Below are 21834 nucleotides of genomic sequence, written 5' to 3' on the forward strand. Positions count from 1 at the left end.
AAATGATCCGACCACGAGCCAGGTGCGTGTCAGGCAGATAAACGGTGCTTGTGAGCAATCAGCCTGATGCAGATGGCGGGAGACGTTCCGCTCCAACCGTCATCTGCCGTGCAAACCTCAACCGGGCATAATTCCGCGACAAACGGCGTTTAGCGCGGCGTGGCCCATGATCGGGCGCGGGAGAGTGACGTGCGTTTGTTCCTGTTGCTGGCGACCACCGCCGCGGTGCCGGCCTGGGCGCAAACCACGCCCACGCCGTCGTCCGACCCCGCGAACGTTACCACCTCCGTCACCGCTGCGCCGGCAGCGCAGGGCACATCGCTCGTCGATCCCGCAGCCGCGCAGACGCCGCCCGCGCTGCCGCCCGCCGGATCGCCGAGCGACGCCGCCGCCGCCACAGCCGAGGCGCAGGGAGAGGCGGGCGAGGGTGAGGAGATCGTCGTCACGGGCCGCAAGCCGGTCGGCAGCGTGGTGGGCGACATCCCGCCCGAGCAGACCTTGTCTCCCGCCGACATCCGCAGCTATGGCGTCAGCTCGGTCGCCGACCTGCTGACCGAACTCAGCCCGCAGACGCGCTCGGGTCGAGGATCAGGCGGCGCGCCCGTCGTGCTGCTCAACGGGCGGCGGATCGGCGGCTTCTCCGAAATTCGCGACCTGCCGACCGAGGCGATCCTGCGCGTTGAGATCCTGCCCGAGGAGGTCGCGCTCAAATATGGCTATCGCGCCGACCAGCGCGTGGTGAACTTCGTGCTGCGCCCGCGTTTCCGCGCCTACACGCTCGAGCTCGACGACCGCATCGCCACCGATGGCGGGCGCAACCAGCCCGAGGTCGAGGGCGACTGGTTGCGCGTCAACCGTACCGGGCGCACCAGCATCCACCTCGAATACAATCAAGCGAGTGCGCTGAGCGAGGCGGAGCGCGGCATCATCCAGGCGCCCGGCGGTGCGGCGAGCGCGGGCAATGTGACGCTCGCCGATGGCACCATTCTGGGGGTGCCCGCGGCGGCGGCGAACGGCGCGCTCGCGGCGGGCGACTTCCTCGCCACCGCCAACCCGAGCGATCAGGCGCGGTTCCGTACGCTGCTGCCCGAAACCAAGAGCTTTCAGGCAAACGGCGTCTACGCCACCAGCCTGACTGACCGCATCGGCGCGACGTTCAACGCGCGCGTCGAACATAATGTGAGCGACGCCGACCGCGGGCTCGTTGCGGGCGCGTTCACCCTGCCCACGGGCACGCCCTTCTCGCCTTTCGCCGAGGACGCGCGCGTGACCCGCGCCTTTCCCGAACTCGGCGCGCTCGGCCAGCATGTCGAGAGCACCGACGCGCATCTGGGTGCAAGCGCCAACGGCGACCAGGGGCGCTGGCGCTGGACGGTCAACGCCAATGCCGATTACGCCGCCAGCAACACGCGCACGCAGACCGGGCTGGACACGACCGCGTTCCAGGCGCTGCTCGACGCGGGCAATGCGATCGCCAATCCGTTCGGCACGTTCGACCTCGTGCGGACGCCCGACAATCTCGGCCGCTCGCGCTCGACCAACCTGTCGCTCGATACGCTGGCGACCGGGCCATTGTTCTCGCTACCCGCGGGCGACGCCAACACCAGCATCCGTGTCGGCGCGTCGAGCGCAGATTTCTCCAGCCGTTCGACGCGTGCGGGCGTGGTGCAGCAGCCCGACATTTCGCGCGACATCGGCAACGCGCAGGTGAACCTCGACCTGCCGATCGCCAGCCGCTCGCGCGGGGTGCTGAGCGCCATCGGCGACTTCTCGCTCAACGCGAACGTTGCGGCGGATCACCTGTCGGATTTTGGCACCTTGTGGACGCTCGGCTACGGCGCGAACTGGTCGCCGCTGCGCGGGCTGCGGCTGATCTACTCGGTGACCGAGGAGGACGAGGCACCCAGCGCGCAGCAGCTCGGCAACCCGCAGGTGCCGACCGCGGGGGTTCGCGTGTTCGACTACGTCCGCGGCACCACCGCGACCGTCACCACGGTGACCGGCGGCAACCTCGCGCTGCGCGCCGACACGCGCCACGTGACCAAGCTGGGCGCGACGCTACAGCCGTGGTCGGAGCGCGACATTAACCTGATCGCCAATTACGTCACCGAGCGCGTCGACGATCCGATCGCGAGCTTCCCCGCCGCCAGCGCCGCAATCGAGTCGGCGTTCCCGGATCGCTTCACGCGCGTGAACGGCGATCTTGTCCGGCTCGATACCCGCCCGATCAACTTCGCGCGGCGCGAGCGATCAGAGCTGCGCTACGGCTTCAACGTCTCGTTCAAGCTCAAGTCAAAGATTCAGAAAGAGCTGGAAGCATTCCGCGCCGGCATCGGACCCAACCCGTTCGCCGGCCTGCGCCCGCCAGGTGGGCGCCGCCGCGATGGCGACGCGCAACCGGACGGCAGCGGCGCGCGCGCGGCCGCGAACGGTGGCGAGCAGCCGGCTGCTGCGCCCGCGGGCGACGCACCGGGCGGGCGGCGCTTCGGTGGTGGTCGCGGCGGTGGTCGCGGCGGAGGACGCTTCGGCGGTGGCGCGGGCGGCGGGCGCGTGCAGTTTGCGCTTTACCATACCTGGAACTTCACCAACCGCATGACGATCGCCGATGGCGGCCCGGTGCTCGACCTGCTGAACGGCGACGCGGTCGGCGGATCGGGCGGGCAGTCCCGCCACGAGATCGAGGGTCAGGCGGGTTACTCCAACAACGGCCTGGGCGCGCGCGCGTCGCTCAACTTCCAGAGCGCGACGCGGGTCAATGGTGGCACGCCGACCAGCCCGCAGACGCTCAATTTCGGCAGCCTGACGAGGCTCAACCTGCGCTTGTTCGCCGACATGGGGCAGCGGGTCGACTGGGTGCGCGCGCATCCGTGGCTGCGCGGCACGCGTGTCACGCTGTCGCTCGACAATGCGTTCAACCAGCGTCAGCGCGTGACCGACGGCACCGGCACGGTGCCGATCGGCTTTCAGCCGGGCTATCTCGACCCGCTCGGCCGTACGATCCGGGTGTCGGTCAGGAAGCTGTTCTTCTAACGCCCGATCCTGCTCGCCAGCCAGCGTGCGGCGGCCTCGGGCGTTGCCTTGTCGCGGTCGCGGTCAACCATGTAGTTCGCCTCGCGCATCGCTGCGACCGGGATCGCGCCGACCAGCGGGCGTAATGCGGCGAGGAAACGCGCGTCCTGCCGGCGCGTGGGCGCGACGAGCAGGATCGCGTCATAGCCCGGGATCGCGCGCTTCGGGTCGGTGAGTGTCACCAGCCGGTCGGCCGCGATCCGTCCATCGGAGGAGAAGGCGCTGATTACGTCGGCGCGCCCGCTCTCCAACGCGCGGTACATAAAGGTCGGGCTGTACGGCGTGGCAGCGGCGAACCGCATCGGATAGGCGCGGCGGATCGCCGCCCACTCGGCGCGATCGAGGAATTCCAGGTCGGCGCCCAGCTTCAACTGCGGGGAGGCGGCGGCGAGATCGGCGAGCGAGGCGATCCCGCGTTTCCGGGCGTCGTCACCGCGCATCGCGAAGGCGTAGGCATTCTCGAACCCGAGTGCACCGACGAGCCCGACTCCGCGTGTACGGCCGGCCCAGTCGGCGATCGCGCGCACCTGCTCGGCCCGCGGCGGCACGTCGGTGCGCTTCATCTCGCCCGCCCAGATCGTCCCGGCGTAATCGACGTAGGCGTCGATTTCGCCACTTGCCACCGCACCGAACGCCACCGCGGAGCCGAGCCCGTCGCGGTATTGGACGGTGTAGCCCGCTTTGCTGAGCCGATCGCCGATCAGTCGCGCGAGGATGTACTGCTCGGAAAAATTCTTGGCGCCGATCACCACCACCCGGTCGCCGCCGCGTGCCCACAGCGGCGCGCTCGCCGCCACCGTCGCCACCGCCAGCGCTGCCACCGCACCCCAGGTCAGCCAGCCGCGCCGCGTCCGCGCGCCATGCTCGGCCAGCCCCAGCAGCGCGTCGACCGCCAGCGCGAGCGCCGCCGCCGACACGCACCCCGCGATTACCAGCGTCCACGCCTGCGTCTGCAGCCCTGCGAAGATCAGGTCGCCCAGACTCGGTTGCCCGACGGTGGTCGACAGCGTCGCCGCGCCGATTGTCCAGACGGCCGCCGTACGGATGCCCGCCATCGCGACCGGCAGGACGAGTGGTATCTCGACCAGCCTAAGCTTCTGCGTCGGCGTCATCCCGACCCCGTCCGCCGCCTCCAGCACAGCGGGATCGATGCCCGTCAGCCCGGTCACCAGATTGCGGATGATCGGCAGCAGCGCGTAGAGCGTCAGCGCGAGGAGTGCCGGCAGGAAGCCGAGCGCCGGCACGCCGCCGCCGACCACGCCCGACACCGATAGCAAGACGGGATAGAACAGCGCCAGCAGCGCGAGGCTGGGCACGGTCTGCACCAGGCTCGCGAACCCCAGCGTCACGCGCGCGACTCGCGGACGCCTGGCCGACCACCAGCCGAGCGGCAGCGCGATGCCGAGCGCCAGCACCAGCGCGCACATCGCGAGCAGCAAATGCTGCGCGGCGAGCGCGGGGACGCGGGCGAAGGCGTCGCTCACGTGGCACCTCGGCCGAGCGCCGCGATCCGCTCGGCCTGCGCGCGCGGCACTGCGACCAGCGCTTGCGCGGTGTCGCCGCCTTCACCGCGCATCAGCGCCGCCGGCGTGGTGTCGGCGGCGATCCGCCCACCCTCCATCACCAGCACGCGCTCCGCGTCGAGCAGCGCCTCGGCCATGTCGTGCGTCACCATCAGCACGGTCAGCCCGCGCTTGCGCTGCAACCGCGCGATCGCCCGGCCCAGCGTGTCGCGCGTGACCGGATCGAGCGCGCCGAACGGCTCGTCCATCAGCAAGAGCCCCGGATCGGTCGCCAGCGCGCGCGCGACGCCGACGCGCTGCCGCTGCCCGCCCGACAGTTCCGCGGGCATCCGGCCGCCGAGTGCGCGCGGCAGTTCAACGGTGTCGAGCAGCGCCTCTACGCGTGCCGGGTCGCTGCGACGCTCGAATCTCAGCGGCAGCGCGATATTTTCCGCCACCGACAAATGCGGGAACAATCCCACGTTCTGGAACACGTAGCCGATCCGTCGCCGGACTTGCCAAGCCGGCCCCTCGCTCACGTCGACGCCGTCGATCAGCACGCGGCCGTCGCTCGGCGGGATCAGTCGGTTGACCGTCTTGAGCAGCGTCGACTTGCCCGATCCCGATGCGCCGACCAGCGCGACGAAACTGCCCGCCGTGACCTCGCACGACACCGCGTCGACCGCGACCGTGCCGTCGGCGTAGCGCTTGGTCACGCGTTCGAACGTCACCCCAGGCCCGGATGGCGATCGGCCGGTTCGTGGTTGCCCGGATTTTTCTGGCATCGCGCACGACGATGCGGGAAGGATGCCCGCGGAACAAGAGGAGAGGGTGGATGCAGGCGATCCTGATCACCGGCGGCGGTTCGGGCATCGGGCGCGCGGTGGCGCAATTGTTCGCGGGGCACGGCTGGCGCGTCGGGCTCGCCGACGTCGATCGCGGCGGCCTGCGCGACACCGCCGCGCTGTTGCCCTCAGAGCGCACCACCACGCACCAGATGGACGTGCGTGATCCCAGCGAATGGGAGCATCTGCTCGACGAGTTTGCGTCTTCAAGCGGTGGTCGGCTCGACGTGTTGTTCAACAACGCCGGTATCGCGCTCGGCGGGCCGTTCGGCGAGCTGTCGCTCGACGCGCTCGACCGCGTGATTGACATCAACTTTCGCGGCGTCGCCTACGGCGCGCGCATGGCCTATCCGTATTTGAAGGCAACGCCGGGATCGTGCCTGCTCAACACCGCCTCTGCGAGCGCGATCTACGGCTCGGCCGGGCTCGCGGCCTATTCGGCGACCAAGTTCGCGGTGCGCGGGCTGACCGAGGCGTTAGACGCCGAATGGGCGGCGGAGGGTATCAAGGTGCGCAGCCTGATGCCCGGCTTCGTCGACACTGCGCTCCTCAACACCGGGCTGCCCGGCACCAATCGCAGCGTGCGCGAGGCGGTGGTCGCGGCCAAGCTGGAGTTCACGCCGGTCGAGGCAGTGGCTGAGGCGGCGTGGAACGCGGTGCACAGCGACAAAGTGCACGCGGTGATCGGTCCGACCGCGCGGCGGCTGACCTTTGCCGCGCGCTGGATGCCCGGACGCGTCCGCCGGATGATGAAGACGCGCGCGCTCGGGCGTTAATAGCAGGCGAGTTCGCCGCTCGCGTCGGAAACGCAGCGGCGCGCTGGCGGCGCACCCGCCGGGCGCGGCGCGGTGGGCACGCGAAGGCCGCGCCGTGTCGCCGGGGTGACCGCCGGAATGTCACGCAATTCGATGCGCGGCGCGGTCCCCGGGCCAGTCGCAGGAACGTCACGCCGCTCGACGCGCGACGCCACCATCGGGGCGGCGGCCCCCGGTGCGGGCGCCGCGGGCAGGGGACGCGGCTCCGCGGTGGCGGGGCCGACATCGGCGAACCATGAGGCAGCACCGGTCTCGATCGTCACGTCGAACGATTGCAGATACACCAGATCGCGCCCGACCCGCGCCGGATCGACCCTCACCAATACGACGTCGACCCCACCGGGACCGCGGCGCAGGAAGAATTGCCCCTGGTAGCGGATCGGCGAGCGCAGCCCCGGTGCGACGCGCCGGGCGTCGGCGAACTGCGCCGCCAGATCGGTGAAATCCAGGATGGTGCGCGCCAGCCGCTTGGGCGCCGCGCAATCGAGCTTCGCACCCGCGGGATCGAGTGCGAGTGCCGGATCCAGGTCGAACGACACCGTCAGGCCGTTGTCGCGCGCCACGATCGGCGCCGCCGCATCATCGAGCCGCAGGTCGGACGGCGCGACCGGCACGCCGAGCGTGGCCGCCGTCCCGATGCGGGACAGCGACAGCCGCAACGTGCCGCGTACCTTGCCGAGCGGCAGTCGCTGCTGCCGCGCGTAGTCGGAGTAAGCGAAGTCGAGGTAATCGCACTTTACCTCGTTCAGCACGGTCGCCACCGGCACCAGTGCGGCGGGAGCCGGCAATGGCTCGCGCACCCGCGCCGCGGTCTGGTTCGCGAGCGAAAACAACGACATCGTGCCAAGGATGATGACACCGATGGCGCGTCGCGCACGCGTGGCTGACAGGCCGGCCATCGATCATCCCCCGCGCCGCCGCGCGCGGCCCCGTACCGCGCGACATGGTTGACGACTCGTTAGCGATCGTTGGTTAGCTGCGATCGCGCGTCAAGCGCCGCCGTTCACCCACCCAGGATGTCGTCGATCGCTCCGGCGAGCTCGACGTCGCGCGACGACAGCCCGCCCGCATCATGCGTCGTCAGCAGGATTTCGACGCGATTGTAGACGTTCTTCCATTCCGGGTGGTGATCGGCGCGCTCGGCGAGCAGCGCGACCTGCGTCATGAATCCGAACGCTTCGGCGAAGTCGGTGAACACGATCGTGCGCGTAATCGCGTCGCGCGCCTCCTCGAAATCCCATTCGGGCAGCCCGTCGAGGGCATCGGCGCGCTCGGCCTCGCTCAACTGCTCGATCATGCACCGTCTCCCTGCTTGCCGCCCCAACAGGGTCACGACTATGGCGAGCGTGATGGAGCGGCAAGAGCTGATGGGCGCGGCGCCGTCCGCCGACGCGATTCACGCGCACGCGCTGCGCGTGATCGCGCAGCTGCCGGCCGACTTCCGACAGCATCTGAGCGACGTGGTGCTGCTGGTCGAGGAAGAGGCCGATGCCGAGATGCTGGAAAGCGTCGGGCTCGACCATCCGCTCGAGCTGACCGGCGTGTATGTCGGGCGTCCGTTGGGCGAGAAATCGGCGTTTGAGAGCGGCGCGCTGCCCGATCGCATCCACCTCTACCGTCAGGCGATCCTCGCCGAATGGTGCGAGACGGGCGTGCGGCTCGACGATCTGATCGCGCACGTCACGGTGCACGAGATCGGCCACCATTTCGGCCTCAGCGACGACGACATGCACGCGCTCGAAGATGCGGTGGCGGATTGAGCGAGGCGCTGGTCGTCGATCGCCTCGTCGTCGCGCGCGGCGAGCGGCGGTTCGAGCCCGTGAGCTTCACCGCGCGAGTAGGCGAGGCGGTGCTCGTCACCGGTCCCAACGGCGTCGGCAAGTCGAGCCTGCTACGCGTGCTTGCCGGGCTCGGTCGCGTGGATGAGGGCAGCATCACGCGACCGGCGGGTGGCGTCGCCTTGATGGACGAGGCGCCCGCGCTCGACCGTGCTCTGACGCTACAATCGGCGCTGCGCTTCTGGGCCAGGCTCGACGGTCGACCCGATCCCGCCACGCGCGTCGCCGCCGCGCTGGCGGACGTCGCGCTCGCCGATCTCGCCGACGTGCCCGTCCGGCTGCTGTCTGCCGGTCAGCGGCGGCGCGCGGCGCTGGCGCGCGTGGTGGCGAGCGGTGCTGCGCTGTGGTTGCTCGACGAACCCGGCAACGCGCTCGACGTGGGCGCGGTGGAGCGGCTGACGACGCTGATCGCGCGGCACCGCGCCGGCGGTGGGATCGTCGTGGCGGCGACGCACCAGCCGCTCGCTTTGTCCAATGCGCAGCAGGTGCGGCTGTGATCGCGCTCGTCTGGCGCGACGTGCGACTGGGCTATAGCGGCGGCGGCGCGACGCTGGTGGTCGCCTTTTTCCTGCTGGTCGCGATCCTGTTCCCATTCGCGATCGGGCCCGACGCTGCGCTGCTCGCGCGTGTCGGCGGCGGGGTGATCTGGGCCGCAGCACTGCTCGCCGCGCTGATGCCGATCGAGCGGCTGGTCGCGCCCGACCTCGATGCGGGTATGCTCGACCAACTCGCCACGCGCGGCTGGTCGATGGCGGCGGTGGCGGCGGCGAAGATGCTCGCGCACTGGCTTTCCTTCGCGCCACCCTTGATGCTCGCCGCGGTGATCGCGGGCGGCTTGCTCGACCTGAGCGGCGGGACGCTGGCGATGGTCGAGGCGGGGCTGCTGCTCGGCACGCCGGGGCTCGCCGCGCTGGCGGTGGCGACGGGCGCGCTGGTCGCCGCCGCGCGCGGCGGCGGCGCGGTCGCCGGGCTCGTCATGCTGCCGCTCGCGGTGCCGTTGCTGATCTTCGGTGCGGGCGCGATCACCGGGGGGGCAGGGGGGCTCAAACTGCTCGCCGCCACCAGCCTGCTGCTCGCCGCCGGTGCGCCGTTCGTCGCCGGCGCGGCGATCCGCGCGGCGATGGAGTGACTGCTTTCGCCCTGCGGGCTAACTCAGCGGCTCCAACGTGCCCAGATCGCGGTCGGCAGCGTCAATCCGCGCGCTTCCTCGCGCACCGCCAGCTCACCCGCCTCGATTTGACCCGGCAGATCGGCGAACGCCTGGCGCAGCATCTCGCCGATCGCCAGCGCCGACATGCGCACCGCGTAGACGGTCAGGAACAGGTAGCGCGAATCGGCATCGAGCAACTGGCGGCAGTCGGCGATCAGCCGCGGCAGATCTTCTTCCAGCCGCCACACCTCACCAGTCGGCCCGCGCCCGTATTTGGGCGGGTCGAGCAGGATCCCGTCATAGCGCCGCCCGCGCCGGACCTCGCGCGCGATGAACTTCGACGCGTCGTCGATGATCCACCGCGTCGGCGCGTCGGACAGCCCCGACAGCGCCGCATTGTGGCGCGCCGCCTCGACCGATTTCTTGGATGCGTCCACGTGCACCATCCGCGCACCGATCGACGACAAGGCAAGCGTGCCGACCCCGGTGTAGCCGAACAGGTTCATGCACTCCGGCGCGTCCGCATCCTTCAACTGCTCCCGCATCCACACCCACACCGGCGCCATGTCGGGGAAGAAGCCGAGGTGGCGGAACGGCGTGTTCTGCGCGACGAAGCGCGCTTCGTGCCATTCCAGCGTCCAGCCGTCCGCCGGCACGCGCTTGTTGAAGCGCCATTGGCCGCCACCATCCTCGTCGCTGCCCGGCACGAACTCGCCGTGCGCATCCCAGTCCGCGCTCGCGGGTGCCCACAATGCCTGCGGCTCGGGGCGGATGAAGCGATAACGGCCGTAGCGTTCCAGCTTGCGGCCGTGACCTGAGTCGATCAGCCCGTAATCGCCCCACGGCTCCCCGATCAGCGTGTCGAGCTTCATCGGGCGACCGCGCGCTCGGCGATATAGCCGCTCACCGCGGCGTAGCTGGCGTCGAGCACGTCGAACCGCTCCTCACGCTCGAACAAATCGCCGACGCGCGCCGGCAGGTTCGGGCGTGTACCGGTAGCGCGTTCCACCGCGTCGCCAAACTTCGCCGGGTGCGCCGTCGCCAGCGTCACTACCGGCGCATTCCCTGCGTGGCGACGTGCGGCGGCGAGCGCGATCCCCGTGTGCGGATCGATCACCTGGCCGGCATGCTCGTGTGCCCAGCGCATCGCCAGCGCCATGTCGTCCAGATCGACGCGCTCGGCCTTGAACAGCCCGGCCGCGTCTTGCGACTGCGCGTTGGTCAACCGCATCGCGCGACTGCCCTCGAACCCGCGCATCTGCGCTGCAATCGCGTCACCGTCGCGATTGCCGAGATCGAACAGCAACCGCTCGAAATTGCTCGACACCTGAATGTCCATCGACGGCGTCGGCGTTTGTACCACCTGCCGGCTCGAATAATCGCCGGTCGTCAGCGCGCGCGCCAGGATGTCGTTGACGTTGGTCGCGACGACCAGCTTCGCGACCGGCAACCCCATCTTCGTCGCGACATAGCCGGCGAACACATCACCGAAATTGCCCGTCGGCACGCTGAACGCGACCGCGCGCTCCGGCGCGCGCAACCGCACCGCGGCGTAGAAATAATAGACCACCTGCGCCATCAACCGCGCCCAATTGATCGAGTTGACCGCCGACAGGCGGAAACGACTAGAGAAGGCCGGATCGTTGAACATCGCCTTCACCAGCGCCTGCGCCTGGTCGAAGTCGCCGCGGATCGCGATATTGTGGACGTTGGGTGCGCCCACCGTCGTCATCTGCCGCCGCTGCACGTCGCTGACGCGCCCGTCGGGATGGAGCATGAAGATGTCGACGTTCGCCCGTCCCGCCACCGCGTCGATCGCCGCCGATCCGGTATCGCCGCTGGTCGCGCCGACGATCGTCAGGTGATCGCTCGATCCCGTGAGGAACCGCTCAAACAGCAATCCCAGCAACTGCAACGCCACGTCCTTGAACGCGAGCGTGGGGCCGTGGAACAGCTCCAGCAGCCATCGGTCGTGATCGAGCTGCACCAACGGGGTGACCGCGGCGTGCGAGAAGCCGCCGTACGCCTGTTCGCACAGCGCGTGCAGCTCGTCGCGCGTCATCGTGGTTCCGACGAACGGCATCATCACTGCAACCGCCGTATCGACGTACGACAGGCCGGCGAGCGCGGCGATCTCGTCTTGGCTGAACGTCGGCCACGCCTCCGGCACGTACAACCCGCCGTCGCTGGCGAGCCCGGCGAGCGTGACCTCGCGAAAGTCGAGTGCGGCCGCCTGGCCGCGCGTGCTGACGTAGCGCATGGCGCTGCGGCCTAGCCTTACGCTCGCGACCCCGCAACCGGCGCGCGCCGCCTGAGCACCGCCACCGCGTAGATGATCGCGGCCACCGCGGCGAACAGGAACCATTGCACGCCGTATGCCAGGTGGTTGTTGGGCACGAGGCCGATGTCGGGCTGCGTGTTGGCGTTCAATCCCGCGACCGGCCGATCGGCGACCAGCAGCAGCTCCTGCGGCGCGTTGGTGAACAGCCCGGCGATCAGCGGCCGTGCGCTCGGCGCGTGGCTGATCCAGCCCCTGACCGCGCCGCCGCCCCACGCGACCTGCTTGTTCGGATCGCGCGTGGTGCCGAGCTGCACCTTGACGCCCGGTCCCTCCGCGCCCGTCCGGCACGCCGCGATCAACCGGAACCCAGCGCTTCCCGCGCCGGCGCGCGTGATCGTGGCGGGTGACAGGCAGAAGATGCTTGAGCGGCGGAATAGCAGTCGATCGTCGGGCACCCGGGGGAACGCAACCACGGGCTTCGCCGGATTGCCCGCGAGCTGCGCCAGATACGCTTCCTTCTCGGGCAGCCGCACCGCGATCTGCCACACGCCCAGCGCGATCATGCCCATGACCGCGAGCGCGACGACGATGGTGGGAATGAGGGGAATGCGCTTCATCCGCACGTCTTACCGTGCCGCCCGTCACACGTCGCGCAAAGAAGAAGGGGCGCGGTCCGCATCCGAACCGCGCCCCCCTTTCAAACCGATGCGTCGCCGATCAGCCGCCGTGAACCGGCGCGCCCCAGCCGCCCCAGACGTAGATGGTGACGAACAGGAACAGCCACACCACGTCGACGAAGTGCCAGTACCAGGCCGCCGCCTCGAACCCGAAATGCTGCTTGGGCGTGAAGTCGCCCTTATAGGCGCGGATCAGGCAGACGATCAGGAAGATCGTGCCGATCAGCACGTGGAAACCGTGGAACCCGGTCGCCATGAAGAACGCTGCGCCGTAATTGTTGCCCTTGAACGGGAACGGCGCGTGCATGTACTCATATGCCTGGATGCCGCTGAACAGCACGCCCAGCGCGACCGTCAGCCACAGTCCCTTTAGCACCGCGTCGCGGTCGCCGACACCCAGCAGCCCCCATGCGCCGCGCTTCACGCCGCCGCGCTGGTTGTGGATCAGCGCGTGGTGCGCCCAGGTGACCGTCGTGCCGCTGGTCAGCAGGATCAGCGTGTTGAGCAGCGGCAGCTCGAACGCGTTGATGACCTCTAGCCCCTTGGGCGGCCATTGCGCCGCGATCGCCGCAGCGCCTTCGGCCGCGCGCTCGACCTGGCCGTCGACGATGCTCATCGCGGTCGGGAACAAGGCGAAATCGAAATAGGCCCAGAACCAGCCGACGAAGAACATGACTTCGGAGGCAATGAACAGGATCATGCCGTAACGGAAATGGAGCTGGACGACCGGCGTATGATCGCCCGCATGCGCTTCGCGGATCACCTGGTGCCACCATCCCCACATGGTGAACAGCACGCCCGCCAGCCCGATCAGGAACACCCAACCGCCCGCCGTCGCCTGGTGCATGTACATGATACCACCCGTCGCCATGACGAGCGACATCATCGATCCGATGAGCGGCCACGGGCTGGGTGGAAGGATGTGGTAATCGTGGTTCTTCGCGCCGGCCATGCGTGGCATCCCCCTAAAGGCGTTTCTTGACGCCTTAACCCGGCGTCTTGGCGGAATCCACCGGGTAAAACGTGTAGGACAGCGTGATCGTCTCGACGTCCCGGGTGTCGGGATCGGTCAGGATCTTGGGGTCGACGAAGTAGATCACCGGCATCCGCTGCGTCTCGCCGGGTTTCAGCGTCTGCTGCGTGAAGCAGAAACATTGGATCTTGGTGAAATACTTGCCCGCGATCGCCGGGGTGACGTTGTAGGTCGCGGTGCCGGTGACGGCTTGCGCACCGCGGTTGGTCGCCTGGAAGAACGCCATGTCGCGCGCGCCGATATCGACGTCCTGCTCCTCCTGCTCAGGCGTGAAACGCCACGGCAGCTTAGGGCTGGTGTTGGCGTCGAACGCGACGCGGATCGTTCGGTGCACCCCGCCCGGCGCGGTCAGTGCCCGGTTGGTGGTGCCGTTCAGCCCGGTCGCCTCGCAGAACAGGCGGTAGAGCGGCACGCTGGCAAAGGCGACGCCGGCCATGAAGCAGATGCCGACCACCGCGAACAAGGCGGTGCGCAGCCGGCGATCAATCCGGGCAAGCGCGCGGATCAATGCGCCATGCCTTCCTTGATCTTCACGATGGTGATGAAAAACACCAGCGCGACGAACGCTAGCAGCAGCAGCGCCATCACGATCGCGCGGCCCTTCTGCCGGCGGCGGATCAGTTCCTGTTCGTCATGCGTCATGCCAACCACCGATCGGCGACCAACGCGCCGAAGATCACGAAGAGATAGAGGATGGAGTAAGCGAACAAGCGCTTCTCCGGCTTCATCGCGGGCGTGTTCGCCCCGAACGCGACGCGCGCGGCGAGCACGCCGAACACCGCCGTCAGCACAACCGCCGCCACGCCGTAGAACGCACCCGTCAGCCCGAGCGGCCAGGGTGCGATCGCGACCAAAGCCATCGGGATCGTGTACAGCCCCACCTGGCGCCGCGTGACGCGCTCGCCCGCGACCACCGGCAGCATCGGCACGCCAGCCATGGCGTAATCGGACTCGATGAACAGCGCCAGCGCCCAGAAATGCGGCGGGGTCCACAGGAACACGAGCGCGAACAACAGCACCGGCAGGGTCGCAACCTGTCCGGTCGCCGCGGCCCAGCCGATCAGCGGCGGGAACGCGCCCGCCGCACCACCGATGACGATGTTCTGCGGCGTGCGGCGCTTCAGCCACACGGTGTAGATCAGCACGTAGAACAGGATCGACACGGTCAGGATCGCGGCGGCGGCGACGTTCACCGCCAGCCCCATCAGGATGACCGAGAAAGCGGCCAGCCCGACGCCGAAGTGCAGCGCCGCCTGCCGGTCCATCCGCCCGCCGGGCAGCGGCCGCTTGGCGGTGCGCTTCATCACCGCGTCGATGTCGGCCTCATACCATTGGTTGAGCGCACCCGCCGCGCCGGCGCCAAGCGCGATGCACAGGATCGCGGTGAAACCGATCACCGGATGAACCCCGACCGGCGCGGCCAGCATGCCGCACAGACCGGTGAACACGACCAGCGTCATGACCCGCGGCTTGGTCAGCGCCAGAAAATCGCGCCAGTCGGCGGGCGGCAGCAGGGGAAGGGCGGTGCTCATCGCGTGGGCTCGCTATACCTGTCGCAGGCCCGGCGCGAAAGGCTCGCTTTTCACGCGGACGGCTAGCCCTCCCACTGCCGGCAACTAGTTGAAAGAGGGGCCGAGCCGAACACTGTGCCGCGCGGGGACCAGCTAGAGCAATTGCCGACCGTACCCGTCACCGTCATCCCGGACTTAGTCCGGGATCCCGCTGGCTTTTCCTGCCCTGTCCAAGAAAGCGGAACCCCGGATCAAGTCCGGGGTGACGAGAGAACCCGACGCAAGCTGACCGTAGAACGCTCGTCGCTCCAGCAACCCTCAACGCGGCAGCCGCGCGAGCCAGTCGAGCAGCAACTGGTTGACCTCACCCGGCCGCTCCTGCTGCGTCCAATGGCCGACACCTTCCAGAATATGCCCCTCGACGTTCGGCACGTGCGGCCGCATGACGGCGATCGGATCGGCCATCGCACCGAAGCCGTTGGTCGCCGGGTCCTTGCTGCCGCCGATGAACAACGCGGGCGCCTCGATCCGGCGGTTGGCGAACTGCTGCTGCCACGCCCAGTCGCGCTCGTGATTGCGATACCGGCTGAGCGGTCCGAAGAAGCCCGACGCCTCGAATTCGGCGACATAATAAGTGAGGTCGGCGTCGCTCATCCACGCCGGCATCACGCCTGGATCGACCATGCCCTCAAGCAACGTCGCGCCCGCCGGCTTCTCCGGCCAGGTGCCCGCCGGCGCGTCGCCGGAGATCGCGTAGTAGAATTTGCGCAGGAAATCGCGCACGTCACGCTCCGCCTCGGCCTCCGCCGGGCCGACCGCGGCGAACCATTCCTGGTAAAAGAAGCGTCCTTTGTCGGTGAAGGCGCGGCGGAACGTCTCGTTGAACGGCCGCTTGGCGACGCCTGCGAACGGCACCGACAGTGCTGCCACCGCGCGGAACCGCTCTGGCCGCGACAGGATCGTGTTCCACACAATCGGTGCGCCCCAGTCATGGCCGAGCAGGATCGCTGGCACACCCGGCTGCAATGCGTCCGCCACGCCCGTGACGTCGGCGGTCAGCGCTTCCATCGAATAGGCCGCCACCTCTGCTGGCTTGTCCGACTCGCCATAGCCGCGCACGTCGATCGCGGCGGCGGTATAGCCGGCCTCTGCCAGCACCGGCATCTGGTGGCGCCACGAATACCAGCTCTCGGGAAAACCGTGGACCATCACCACGAGCGGGCCCGACCCCTCCACTGCGACTCGCAGCCGTGCCTCGCCCGTGTCGATGATGCGAAAGTCGGGCACGTCACTCTCCTGCAAACGGTCGTCGTATCGCGGGCGAGTGAAGCCCAGATACGCGTCGAGCGCCAGTGCCGAGCGCCATTACGCACGTGTTATCGGTCGTCGTTCGCGACCTCGGGCACGCGCGACGATGAGCAAGCGCCTGCGACCGTGTGTCGCCTGTTCAGTCGTAGGCGGCCGGCAGCCAATTGCGCGTTACCAGCACATCGTCACCGACGCGCACGTTGCGGAACAGGATGCGCGCGAACGGCAGCGGCACGCCGATGCAGCCGTGCGTGACCCAATCCCACTCGACCTTGCTGCCGTGGATCGCGACGTAGCTGCGCGTCAGCCGCAGCGCGTAGGGCATCGGCGCATTGTAGCTACGCGAATATTTGTCCGCGTCCTTTTCCAGGATCGGGAAGCGACCGAGCGGGGTCGGCATCTCGGGCGGGCCAGCGACCGCGAATGATCGCCCGATCTCCACCCCGCCGCGATAGACGTAGAGCTGCCGCCGCGCGACATCGACGACGACATGGGTGCGTCCCGCGGGCGCGCCATCGTCGTCCCACACGTAATCGCCCGGCTCGAGCGCGTGGCCGACGTCGAGCACCGTGTGCACGTCGGGTCCGCCCGCGCGCTGCGGAACCCGACGCGCGGCGGCTGGCGTGAGCGGCAGGATCGCCAGCAGGCAGGCGAGCAGGGCGAGGCGGATCATAAGGACGTGATCGCGCGGGCGCCGTCCATGTTCCAGTGGCGCTTTTGCCACGTCTCGCCACGGGACGCTTCGCGCGTGTATTCACCAGCGGGCTGCGCGTTTGGCCACTCCCTCGCGTCACCTCAGACTTGATCCTGGGTCCCGCTGCCTCCTGCTGCGGGAGCCTTGAAGCGGGATCCCGGATCAATTCAGGATGACGGCAGCACAAACAAAAACGCCCCGGCGTGAACCGGGGCGCTCTGAAGGTTGGTCAGTCGTGCCGTCGATCAGTCGATCTTGGGCAGCGTCTCGAACTGGTGGAATGGCGGCGGGCTCGAGAGCGTCCATTCCAGCGTCGTTGCACCTTCGCCCCACGGATTGCCGGGCGCCTTCTTGCCCGCGATCAGCGACCAGATAATGTTGACGAAGAAGATCGCCATGCCAGCCGCCATGATCATGTACCCGACCGAGGCGACCGCGTTCCAGTGCGCGAAACCGTCCGGATAGTCCGGGTAGCGGCGCGGCATGCCCTGCAGCCCCAGGAAGTGCATCGGGAAGAACAGGATGTTCACGCCGACGAAGAATACCCAGAAGTGCAACTGGCCGAGCACCTCCGAGTACATCTTACCCGACATCTTCGGGAACCAGTAATAGAAGCCCGCGAACAGCGAGAACACCGCGCCCAGGCTCAACACGTAGTGGAAGTGCGCGACGACGTAATAGGTGTCCTGCATGTAATCGTCGACGCCGCCGTTGGCGAGCACGACGCCGGTGACGCCGCCGACCGTGAACATGAAGATGAACCCGATCGCCCACACCATCGGGGTAGGGAAACGAAGCGAGCCGCCCCACATCGTCGCGATCCACGAGAAGATCTTGATGCCGGTCGGCACCGCGATCACCATCGTCGCGGCGGTGAAGTACATCTTCACGTTCACGCTCATGCCGGTGGTGAACATGTGGTGCGCCCACACGACGAACCCGACTACGCCGATCGCGACCATGGCGTAGGCCATGCCGAGATAGCCGAACACCGGCTTGCGGCTGAACGTCGCGACGATGTGGCTGATGATGCCGAAGCCCGGCAGGATCATGATGTACACTTCGGGGTGGCCGAAGAACCAGAACAGATGCTGGTACAGCACCGGATCGCCGCCGCCGGCGGGATCGTAGAAGGTGGTGCCGAAGTTACGATCGGTCAGCAGCATGGTGATCGCGGCCGCCAGCACCGGCAGCGCCAGCAGAAGCAGGAACGCGGTGACCAGCATCGCCCAGGCGAACAGCGGCATCTTGTGCAGCGTCATGCCCGGCGCGCGCATGTTGAAGATGGTGGTGATGAAGTTGATCGCGCCCAGGATCGAGCTCGCGCCCGCCAGGTGGAGCGACAGGATCGCCATGTCGACCGACGGCCCCGGCTCACCATAAGTGGAAAGCGGCGCGTACACCGTCCAGCCGGTGCCCGCACCACCGAAGAACGGTGAGGCGAGCAGCAGGATGAACGCTGGCACCAGCAGCCAGAACGACACGTTGTTCATGCGCGGGAACGCCATATCGGGCGCACCGATCATGATCGGCACGAACCAATTGCCGAACCCGCCGACCATCGCGGGCATCACCATGAAGAACACCATGATGAGGCCGTGCGCGGTCACCAGCACGTTCCACAGGTGAAGCGCCTGATCGAAGGTCTGCTCCTGCCCGCCGTGCAGCATCGCCACCCATTGCGGCAGGTACTGGATGCCCGGATGGTGCAGCTCGGCGCGCATCAATCCCGAGATCGCGCCGCCGATGATGCCGGCCACGATCGCGAAGATCAGGTACAGCGTCCCGATGTCCTTGTGATTGGTGGACATGAACCACCGCGTAAAGAAACCGGGCAGGTGGTCGGCGTGCGCGTCGTGATGATGCGCGTCGTGCGCCTGAAAGGCGGACGGATGGAGTGCGGTGTCGGTCATGATGCTCAGCGTCCAGATTCGCCGGCGCCGCCGGGATTACCGGTCGCGCCCTGCGGAATGACGGGGGGAGTGGCGGTGCCGTTCTCGGTCGGACCGGTCAGATTGTCGACGATCGCCGCTTCCGAGGCGACGGTGGCCGAATTGTCCGAACCCGGCTGCGGGATCAGCGCGTCGGATGCCTTGCCCGGCGTCGGCATCGTGCCGCCCTTAGCGCGGACCCAGGCGGCGAACTGCGCCGGGGGAACCGCCTCGACCGCGATCGGCATATAAGCGTGACGCGCGCCGCACAGTTCGGAGCACTGGCCGAAATACACGCCCGGCTTGTCGATGGTGAAGCTCGTCTCGTTCAACCGGCCCGGGATCGCATCCAGCTTGATCCAGAACGCGGGCATCGCCCAGCTGTGGATCACGTCGTTGGCGGTGGTGATCAAGCGGATCGGCACGCCGACCGGCAGCACGACGCGGTTGTCGGTGGCGAGCAGACGGGGCCCGTCTGCGTCGGTGCGGAACCGCTCGCCCTTTGCCACGTCGCTGCGCTCTTTCAGCAGGTTGGCGGTGATCTCGATCCCGCCGTGGTCGGGATATTGGTAGCTCCAGAACCATTGGTTGCCGATCGCCTTCAGCGTCACGGCCCCGGACGGCGCGGGCTTGAACTGCGCCTGGAGCAATCCGATCGACGGCACCGCGATCGCGACCAGGATCAACACGGGGGCCAGCGTCCACACCACCTCGATGAAGGTGTTGTGGCTGGTCTTGGACGGAACCGGGTTCCGCGCCGCGCGGAAGCGGACGATCACCAGCACCAGCAGCAGCAGCACGAACAGCGACGTGATCGTGATCAGCGGAAACAAGATCTTGTCGTGAAACCAGTGCGCGCGCTGACCGTTCTTGGTCACCTGCGGCTGGATGCGCATCACGCCGTCGGTCGGCTGGCCGATCTTCGGATCGATCACCATCGCCGGCCCGCCGTCCTGCTTTAGGTCGATCGCGCCGGGTGCTTTCTCACCCAGCGTGGCGGGCGTCGCGGCGTTGAGGTTGGGCGCGGCGGGATCAACCGCATTGGCCGGCTCCAGTGCGCTCGGCACGCCGGGCTGCGCGGCTTTAATCTCCGGCGCGGCTGGCGGCGTCTGGGCCTGTGCGCCGCCCCCCGTTCCAAGCCCGAGGCCCGCGAGCGCGAGCCCGCCTGCCAAGATCATCGTCTTCAAGCGGTTCATCGTGCTTCCATCACCCCTGCGTCGTGGCACGGGAGTGCCCCCCCTGATACCGATTGGGCATTGTCGCCCATTACCTTGGCCTATACGCGCCGCCCCCTTATGCCTCAAGAGGGCGCGGTTGCGCGAATTTTCGCGCGAACCGCGCGTTGCGTCGGCGGGCCCGCGCTCGTATCTGCGCCGGGGCAACAGCTTGGCCGGGGCAACAGCTTGGAGTGCGCGCGATGACCGAGAACGAGGTGCTGGCCGAGTTCCGCGCCGCCGACGCGCTGCTCGAAGGGCATTTCATCCTCTCGTCGGGTTTGCGCAGCCCGCGCTACCTGCAATGCGCGCGCGTCCTGATGGACCCGCGCCGCGCCGCGCGATTGTGCGAGGCGCTGGCGGCGACGATCCCGGCCGAACTGCGGACACGCATCTCGGCGGTGGTCGCGCCGGCGATGGGCGGGGTGATCGTCGGCTACGAGATGGCGCGCGCGCTGGGCGTCGAGGCGATGTTCGTGGAGCGCCCGACCGGCACCTTCGAGCTGCGCCGCGGCTTCCGCCTAGGATCGGGACAAGAGGTGCTGATGATGGAGGACGTCGTCACCACCGGATTGTCGAGCCGCGAGGCGATCGCGGCGATCGAGGCGGCGGGCGGGCGCGTGATCGCGGGCGCGGCGCTGGTCGACCGCTCGAACGGTTCGGCCGACATCGGCGTGCCGTTCTTTCCGCTGCTCCGGCTCGACGTGCCCAGCTACGCGGCCGACGCGCTGCCGCCCGAACTCGCGGCGATCCCGGCGATGAAGCCCGGCAGCCGGGCGGCGGCCTGACATGGCCCAGCCGCTGCGCCTGGGCGTCAACATCGATCATGTCGCGACCGTGCGCAACGCGCGCGGTGGTGCTGTGCCCGATCCGGTGCGCGCCGCCTTGCTCGCCGCCTCCGCCGGCGCGGACGGCATCACCGCGCATCTGCGCGAGGATCGCCGCCACATCACCGATGCCGACATCGCGCGGCTGGTCGAGGAACTCGCCGCGCTGCCCCGCCCGATTCCGCTCAACCTCGAAATGGCGGCGACCGAGGAGATGCTCGGCATCGCGCTGCGTCATCGCCCGCGCGCCGCCTGCATCGTGCCCGAGAAGCGCGAGGAGCGCACCACCGAGGGCGGGCTCGACGCCGCGGGTCAGCACGACGTGCTCGCGCCGATGGTGGGCGCACTCCGTGAGGCAAAGGTTCGCGTGTCGCTGTTCATCGAACCGTCTGCCGAGCAGGTCGCCGCCGCGGTGTCGCTCGGTGCGCCGGTGGTCGAGCTGCACACCGGCCGCTACGCCGAGAGCGAGGGCGAGGCGCGCAGCGACGAACTCCGCCGCCTGACCGATGCCGCGGCACTCGCCGCCAAGAACGGCATCGAGGTCCACGCCGGCCACGGGCTGACCTTCGACAACGTTCAGCCGATCGCCGCCATCCCGCAGGTGGTGGAACTCAACATTGGGCATTTTCTCATCGGCGAGGCGATCTTCGTCGGGCTGTACGAGAGCGTGCGGCGGATGAAGGTCGAGATGGCGGCTGCGCGATGAGCGTCCGATCGTGAGGCTTGCGTCATGATCGTCGGCCTCGGCTCAGACCTGTGCAACATCGAGCGGATCCAGGCGTCGCTCGACCGCTTCGGTGAGCGGTTCGAGCAGCGCGTGTTCACCGACCTCGAGCGCGCCAAGGCCGCGCGCCGCCCGTTCACCCGCGCCGGCACGCTCGCCAAGCGCTTCGCGGCGAAAGAAGCATTCTCCAAGGCGGTCGGGACGGGTTTCAAGGCCGGCGTGTTCATGCGCGACATCGGCGTCGTCAACGCCCCCTCGGGTGCGCCGACGCTGGCGCTGACCGGCGGGGCCAAGGCGCGGCTCGACGCGCTGATCCCGCCGGGCTATGCGCCGCATATTCACCTGACATTGACCGACGATCATCCGTGGGCGCAGGCTTTCGTGATCATCGAGGCGCTTCCCATCGGATGAACCC

23 protein-coding genes are annotated in these 21834 nt (G+C 68.6%); 8 read left to right on the top strand and 15 right to left on the bottom strand.

What is annotated here, in order from left to right:
- Positions 1-189 precede the first annotated feature (189 nt).
- Positions 190-3030 (top strand): Plug domain-containing protein, encoded by a 2841-nt coding sequence (locus tag HRV97_RS12895; RefSeq protein ID WP_174194670.1) that lies wholly within the window; start codon positions 190-192, stop codon positions 3028-3030.
- Here HRV97_RS12895 and HRV97_RS12900 read toward each other — a convergent pair.
- Both HRV97_RS12900 and HRV97_RS12905 read right to left on the bottom strand, forming a co-directional pair.
- A complete protein-coding gene (locus tag HRV97_RS12900; protein WP_223176844.1) occupies positions 3027-4496 on the bottom strand; it encodes an ABC transporter permease/substrate-binding protein in 1470 nt (489 codons plus the stop codon). The two genes, HRV97_RS12895 and HRV97_RS12900, sit on opposite strands and share 4 nt — an antisense overlap.
- A gap of 53 nt (positions 4497-4549) precedes the next feature.
- Complete coding sequence (locus HRV97_RS12905; RefSeq protein ID WP_174194672.1) at positions 4550-5356, bottom strand: ATP-binding cassette domain-containing protein; 807 nt, start codon at positions 5354-5356, stop codon at positions 4550-4552.
- A 50-nt stretch (positions 5357-5406) separates the two neighbouring features.
- Between HRV97_RS12905 and HRV97_RS12910 the strand changes: the two genes are divergently transcribed.
- Positions 5407-6192, top strand: coding sequence for an SDR family oxidoreductase (locus HRV97_RS12910; RefSeq protein ID WP_174194673.1), 786 nt, complete (start codon positions 5407-5409; stop codon positions 6190-6192).
- On the opposite strand, the gene HRV97_RS12915 is transcribed toward HRV97_RS12910, so the two are convergent.
- Both HRV97_RS12915 and HRV97_RS12920 read right to left on the bottom strand, forming a co-directional pair.
- Positions 6189-7130 (bottom strand): hypothetical protein, encoded by a 942-nt coding sequence (locus HRV97_RS12915; RefSeq protein ID WP_174194674.1) that lies wholly within the window; start codon positions 7128-7130, stop codon positions 6189-6191. The two genes, HRV97_RS12910 and HRV97_RS12915, sit on opposite strands and share 4 nt — an antisense overlap.
- A 104-nt stretch (positions 7131-7234) precedes the next feature.
- Positions 7235-7528, bottom strand: coding sequence for a 4a-hydroxytetrahydrobiopterin dehydratase (locus HRV97_RS12920; protein ID WP_174194675.1), 294 nt, complete (start codon positions 7526-7528; stop codon positions 7235-7237).
- Between the two features lie 40 nt (positions 7529-7568).
- Here HRV97_RS12920 and HRV97_RS12925 point away from each other — a divergent pair, with 40 nt between their 5' ends.
- Genes HRV97_RS12925 through HRV97_RS12935 form a run of 3 tightly spaced genes read left to right on the top strand, consistent with a single transcriptional unit; the run spans position 7569 to position 9198 of the window.
- Positions 7569-7991, top strand: a complete 423-nt coding sequence (locus HRV97_RS12925; RefSeq protein ID WP_246248711.1) for a metallopeptidase family protein — start codon at positions 7569-7571, stop codon at positions 7989-7991.
- Positions 7988-8566: a heme ABC exporter ATP-binding protein CcmA gene (ccmA, locus tag HRV97_RS12930; RefSeq protein WP_246248712.1), complete on the top strand. Its 579-nt coding sequence runs from the start codon at positions 7988-7990 to the stop codon at positions 8564-8566. The genes HRV97_RS12925 and ccmA overlap by 4 nt, the downstream gene beginning before the upstream one ends.
- Positions 8563-9198 carry a heme exporter protein CcmB gene (locus HRV97_RS12935; protein WP_174194677.1) on the top strand — a complete coding sequence of 212 codons (636 nt, stop codon included), beginning with the start codon at positions 8563-8565 and terminating at the stop codon, positions 9196-9198. Before ccmA ends, HRV97_RS12935 begins: the two co-directional genes overlap by 4 nt.
- A gap of 23 nt (positions 9199-9221) precedes the next feature.
- On the opposite strand, the gene HRV97_RS12940 is transcribed toward HRV97_RS12935, so the two are convergent.
- The 11 genes from HRV97_RS12940 to coxB form a co-directional block, all read right to left on the bottom strand.
- Positions 9222-10091, bottom strand: coding sequence for an RsmD family RNA methyltransferase (locus tag HRV97_RS12940; protein WP_174194678.1), 870 nt, complete (start codon positions 10089-10091; stop codon positions 9222-9224).
- Positions 10088-11479 carry a threonine synthase gene (gene thrC / locus HRV97_RS12945; protein WP_174194679.1) on the bottom strand — a complete coding sequence of 464 codons (1392 nt, stop codon included), beginning with the start codon at positions 11477-11479 and terminating at the stop codon, positions 10088-10090. Before thrC ends, HRV97_RS12940 begins: the two co-directional genes overlap by 4 nt.
- Before the next feature lie 17 nt (positions 11480-11496).
- Positions 11497-12117 (bottom strand): SURF1 family cytochrome oxidase biogenesis protein, encoded by a 621-nt coding sequence (locus tag HRV97_RS12950; protein ID WP_174194680.1) that lies wholly within the window; start codon positions 12115-12117, stop codon positions 11497-11499.
- 100 nt (positions 12118-12217) lie between these two features.
- The gene (locus HRV97_RS12955; RefSeq protein ID WP_174194681.1) at positions 12218-13129 is read right to left on the bottom strand and encodes a cytochrome c oxidase subunit 3; all 912 of its coding nucleotides are present in this window, start codon (positions 13127-13129) and stop codon (positions 12218-12220) included.
- A 34-nt stretch (positions 13130-13163) separates the two neighbouring features.
- Positions 13164-13718 (bottom strand): cytochrome c oxidase assembly protein, encoded by a 555-nt coding sequence (locus tag HRV97_RS12960; RefSeq protein WP_174194682.1) that lies wholly within the window; start codon positions 13716-13718, stop codon positions 13164-13166.
- Entirely contained in the window at positions 13715-13852 is a 138-nt protein-coding gene (locus HRV97_RS12965; RefSeq protein ID WP_174194683.1) for a hypothetical protein, read from the bottom strand. Before HRV97_RS12965 ends, HRV97_RS12960 begins: the two co-directional genes overlap by 4 nt.
- Positions 13849-14742, bottom strand: coding sequence for a heme o synthase (locus tag HRV97_RS12970; protein ID WP_174194684.1), 894 nt, complete (start codon positions 14740-14742; stop codon positions 13849-13851). Before HRV97_RS12970 ends, HRV97_RS12965 begins: the two co-directional genes overlap by 4 nt.
- A gap of 297 nt (positions 14743-15039) precedes the next feature.
- Complete coding sequence (locus HRV97_RS12975) at positions 15040-16008, bottom strand: alpha/beta fold hydrolase (protein ID WP_174194685.1); 969 nt, start codon at positions 16006-16008, stop codon at positions 15040-15042.
- Positions 16009-16168: 160 nt separating this feature from the next.
- Entirely contained in the window at positions 16169-16702 is a 534-nt protein-coding gene (locus tag HRV97_RS12980) for a L,D-transpeptidase family protein (protein WP_174194686.1), read from the bottom strand.
- 266 nt (positions 16703-16968) lie between these two features.
- Entirely contained in the window at positions 16969-18636 is a 1668-nt protein-coding gene (gene ctaD, locus HRV97_RS12985; protein WP_174194687.1) for a cytochrome c oxidase subunit I, read from the bottom strand.
- A 5-nt stretch (positions 18637-18641) separates the two neighbouring features.
- Positions 18642-19850: a cytochrome c oxidase subunit II gene (gene coxB, locus HRV97_RS12990; RefSeq protein ID WP_174194688.1), complete on the bottom strand. Its 1209-nt coding sequence runs from the start codon at positions 19848-19850 to the stop codon at positions 18642-18644.
- A gap of 221 nt (positions 19851-20071) precedes the next feature.
- On the opposite strand from coxB, the gene pyrE reads away from it, so the two are divergent.
- The 3 genes from pyrE to acpS are packed head-to-tail and all read left to right on the top strand — an operon-like array spanning position 20072 to position 21830.
- Positions 20072-20656: an orotate phosphoribosyltransferase gene (pyrE, locus tag HRV97_RS12995; protein WP_174194689.1), complete on the top strand. Its 585-nt coding sequence runs from the start codon at positions 20072-20074 to the stop codon at positions 20654-20656.
- 1 nt (position 20657) lies between these two features.
- Complete coding sequence (locus HRV97_RS13000) at positions 20658-21401, top strand: pyridoxine 5'-phosphate synthase (RefSeq protein WP_174194690.1); 744 nt, start codon at positions 20658-20660, stop codon at positions 21399-21401.
- A 24-nt stretch (positions 21402-21425) separates the two neighbouring features.
- Positions 21426-21830, top strand: coding sequence for a holo-ACP synthase (gene acpS / locus HRV97_RS13005; RefSeq protein ID WP_174194691.1), 405 nt, complete (start codon positions 21426-21428; stop codon positions 21828-21830).
- Positions 21831-21834: the final 4 nt, after the last annotated feature.

It is taken from the genome of Sphingomonas hominis (assembly GCF_013328205.1).
Lineage (GTDB): Bacteria > Pseudomonadota > Alphaproteobacteria > Sphingomonadales > Sphingomonadaceae > Sphingomonas > Sphingomonas hominis.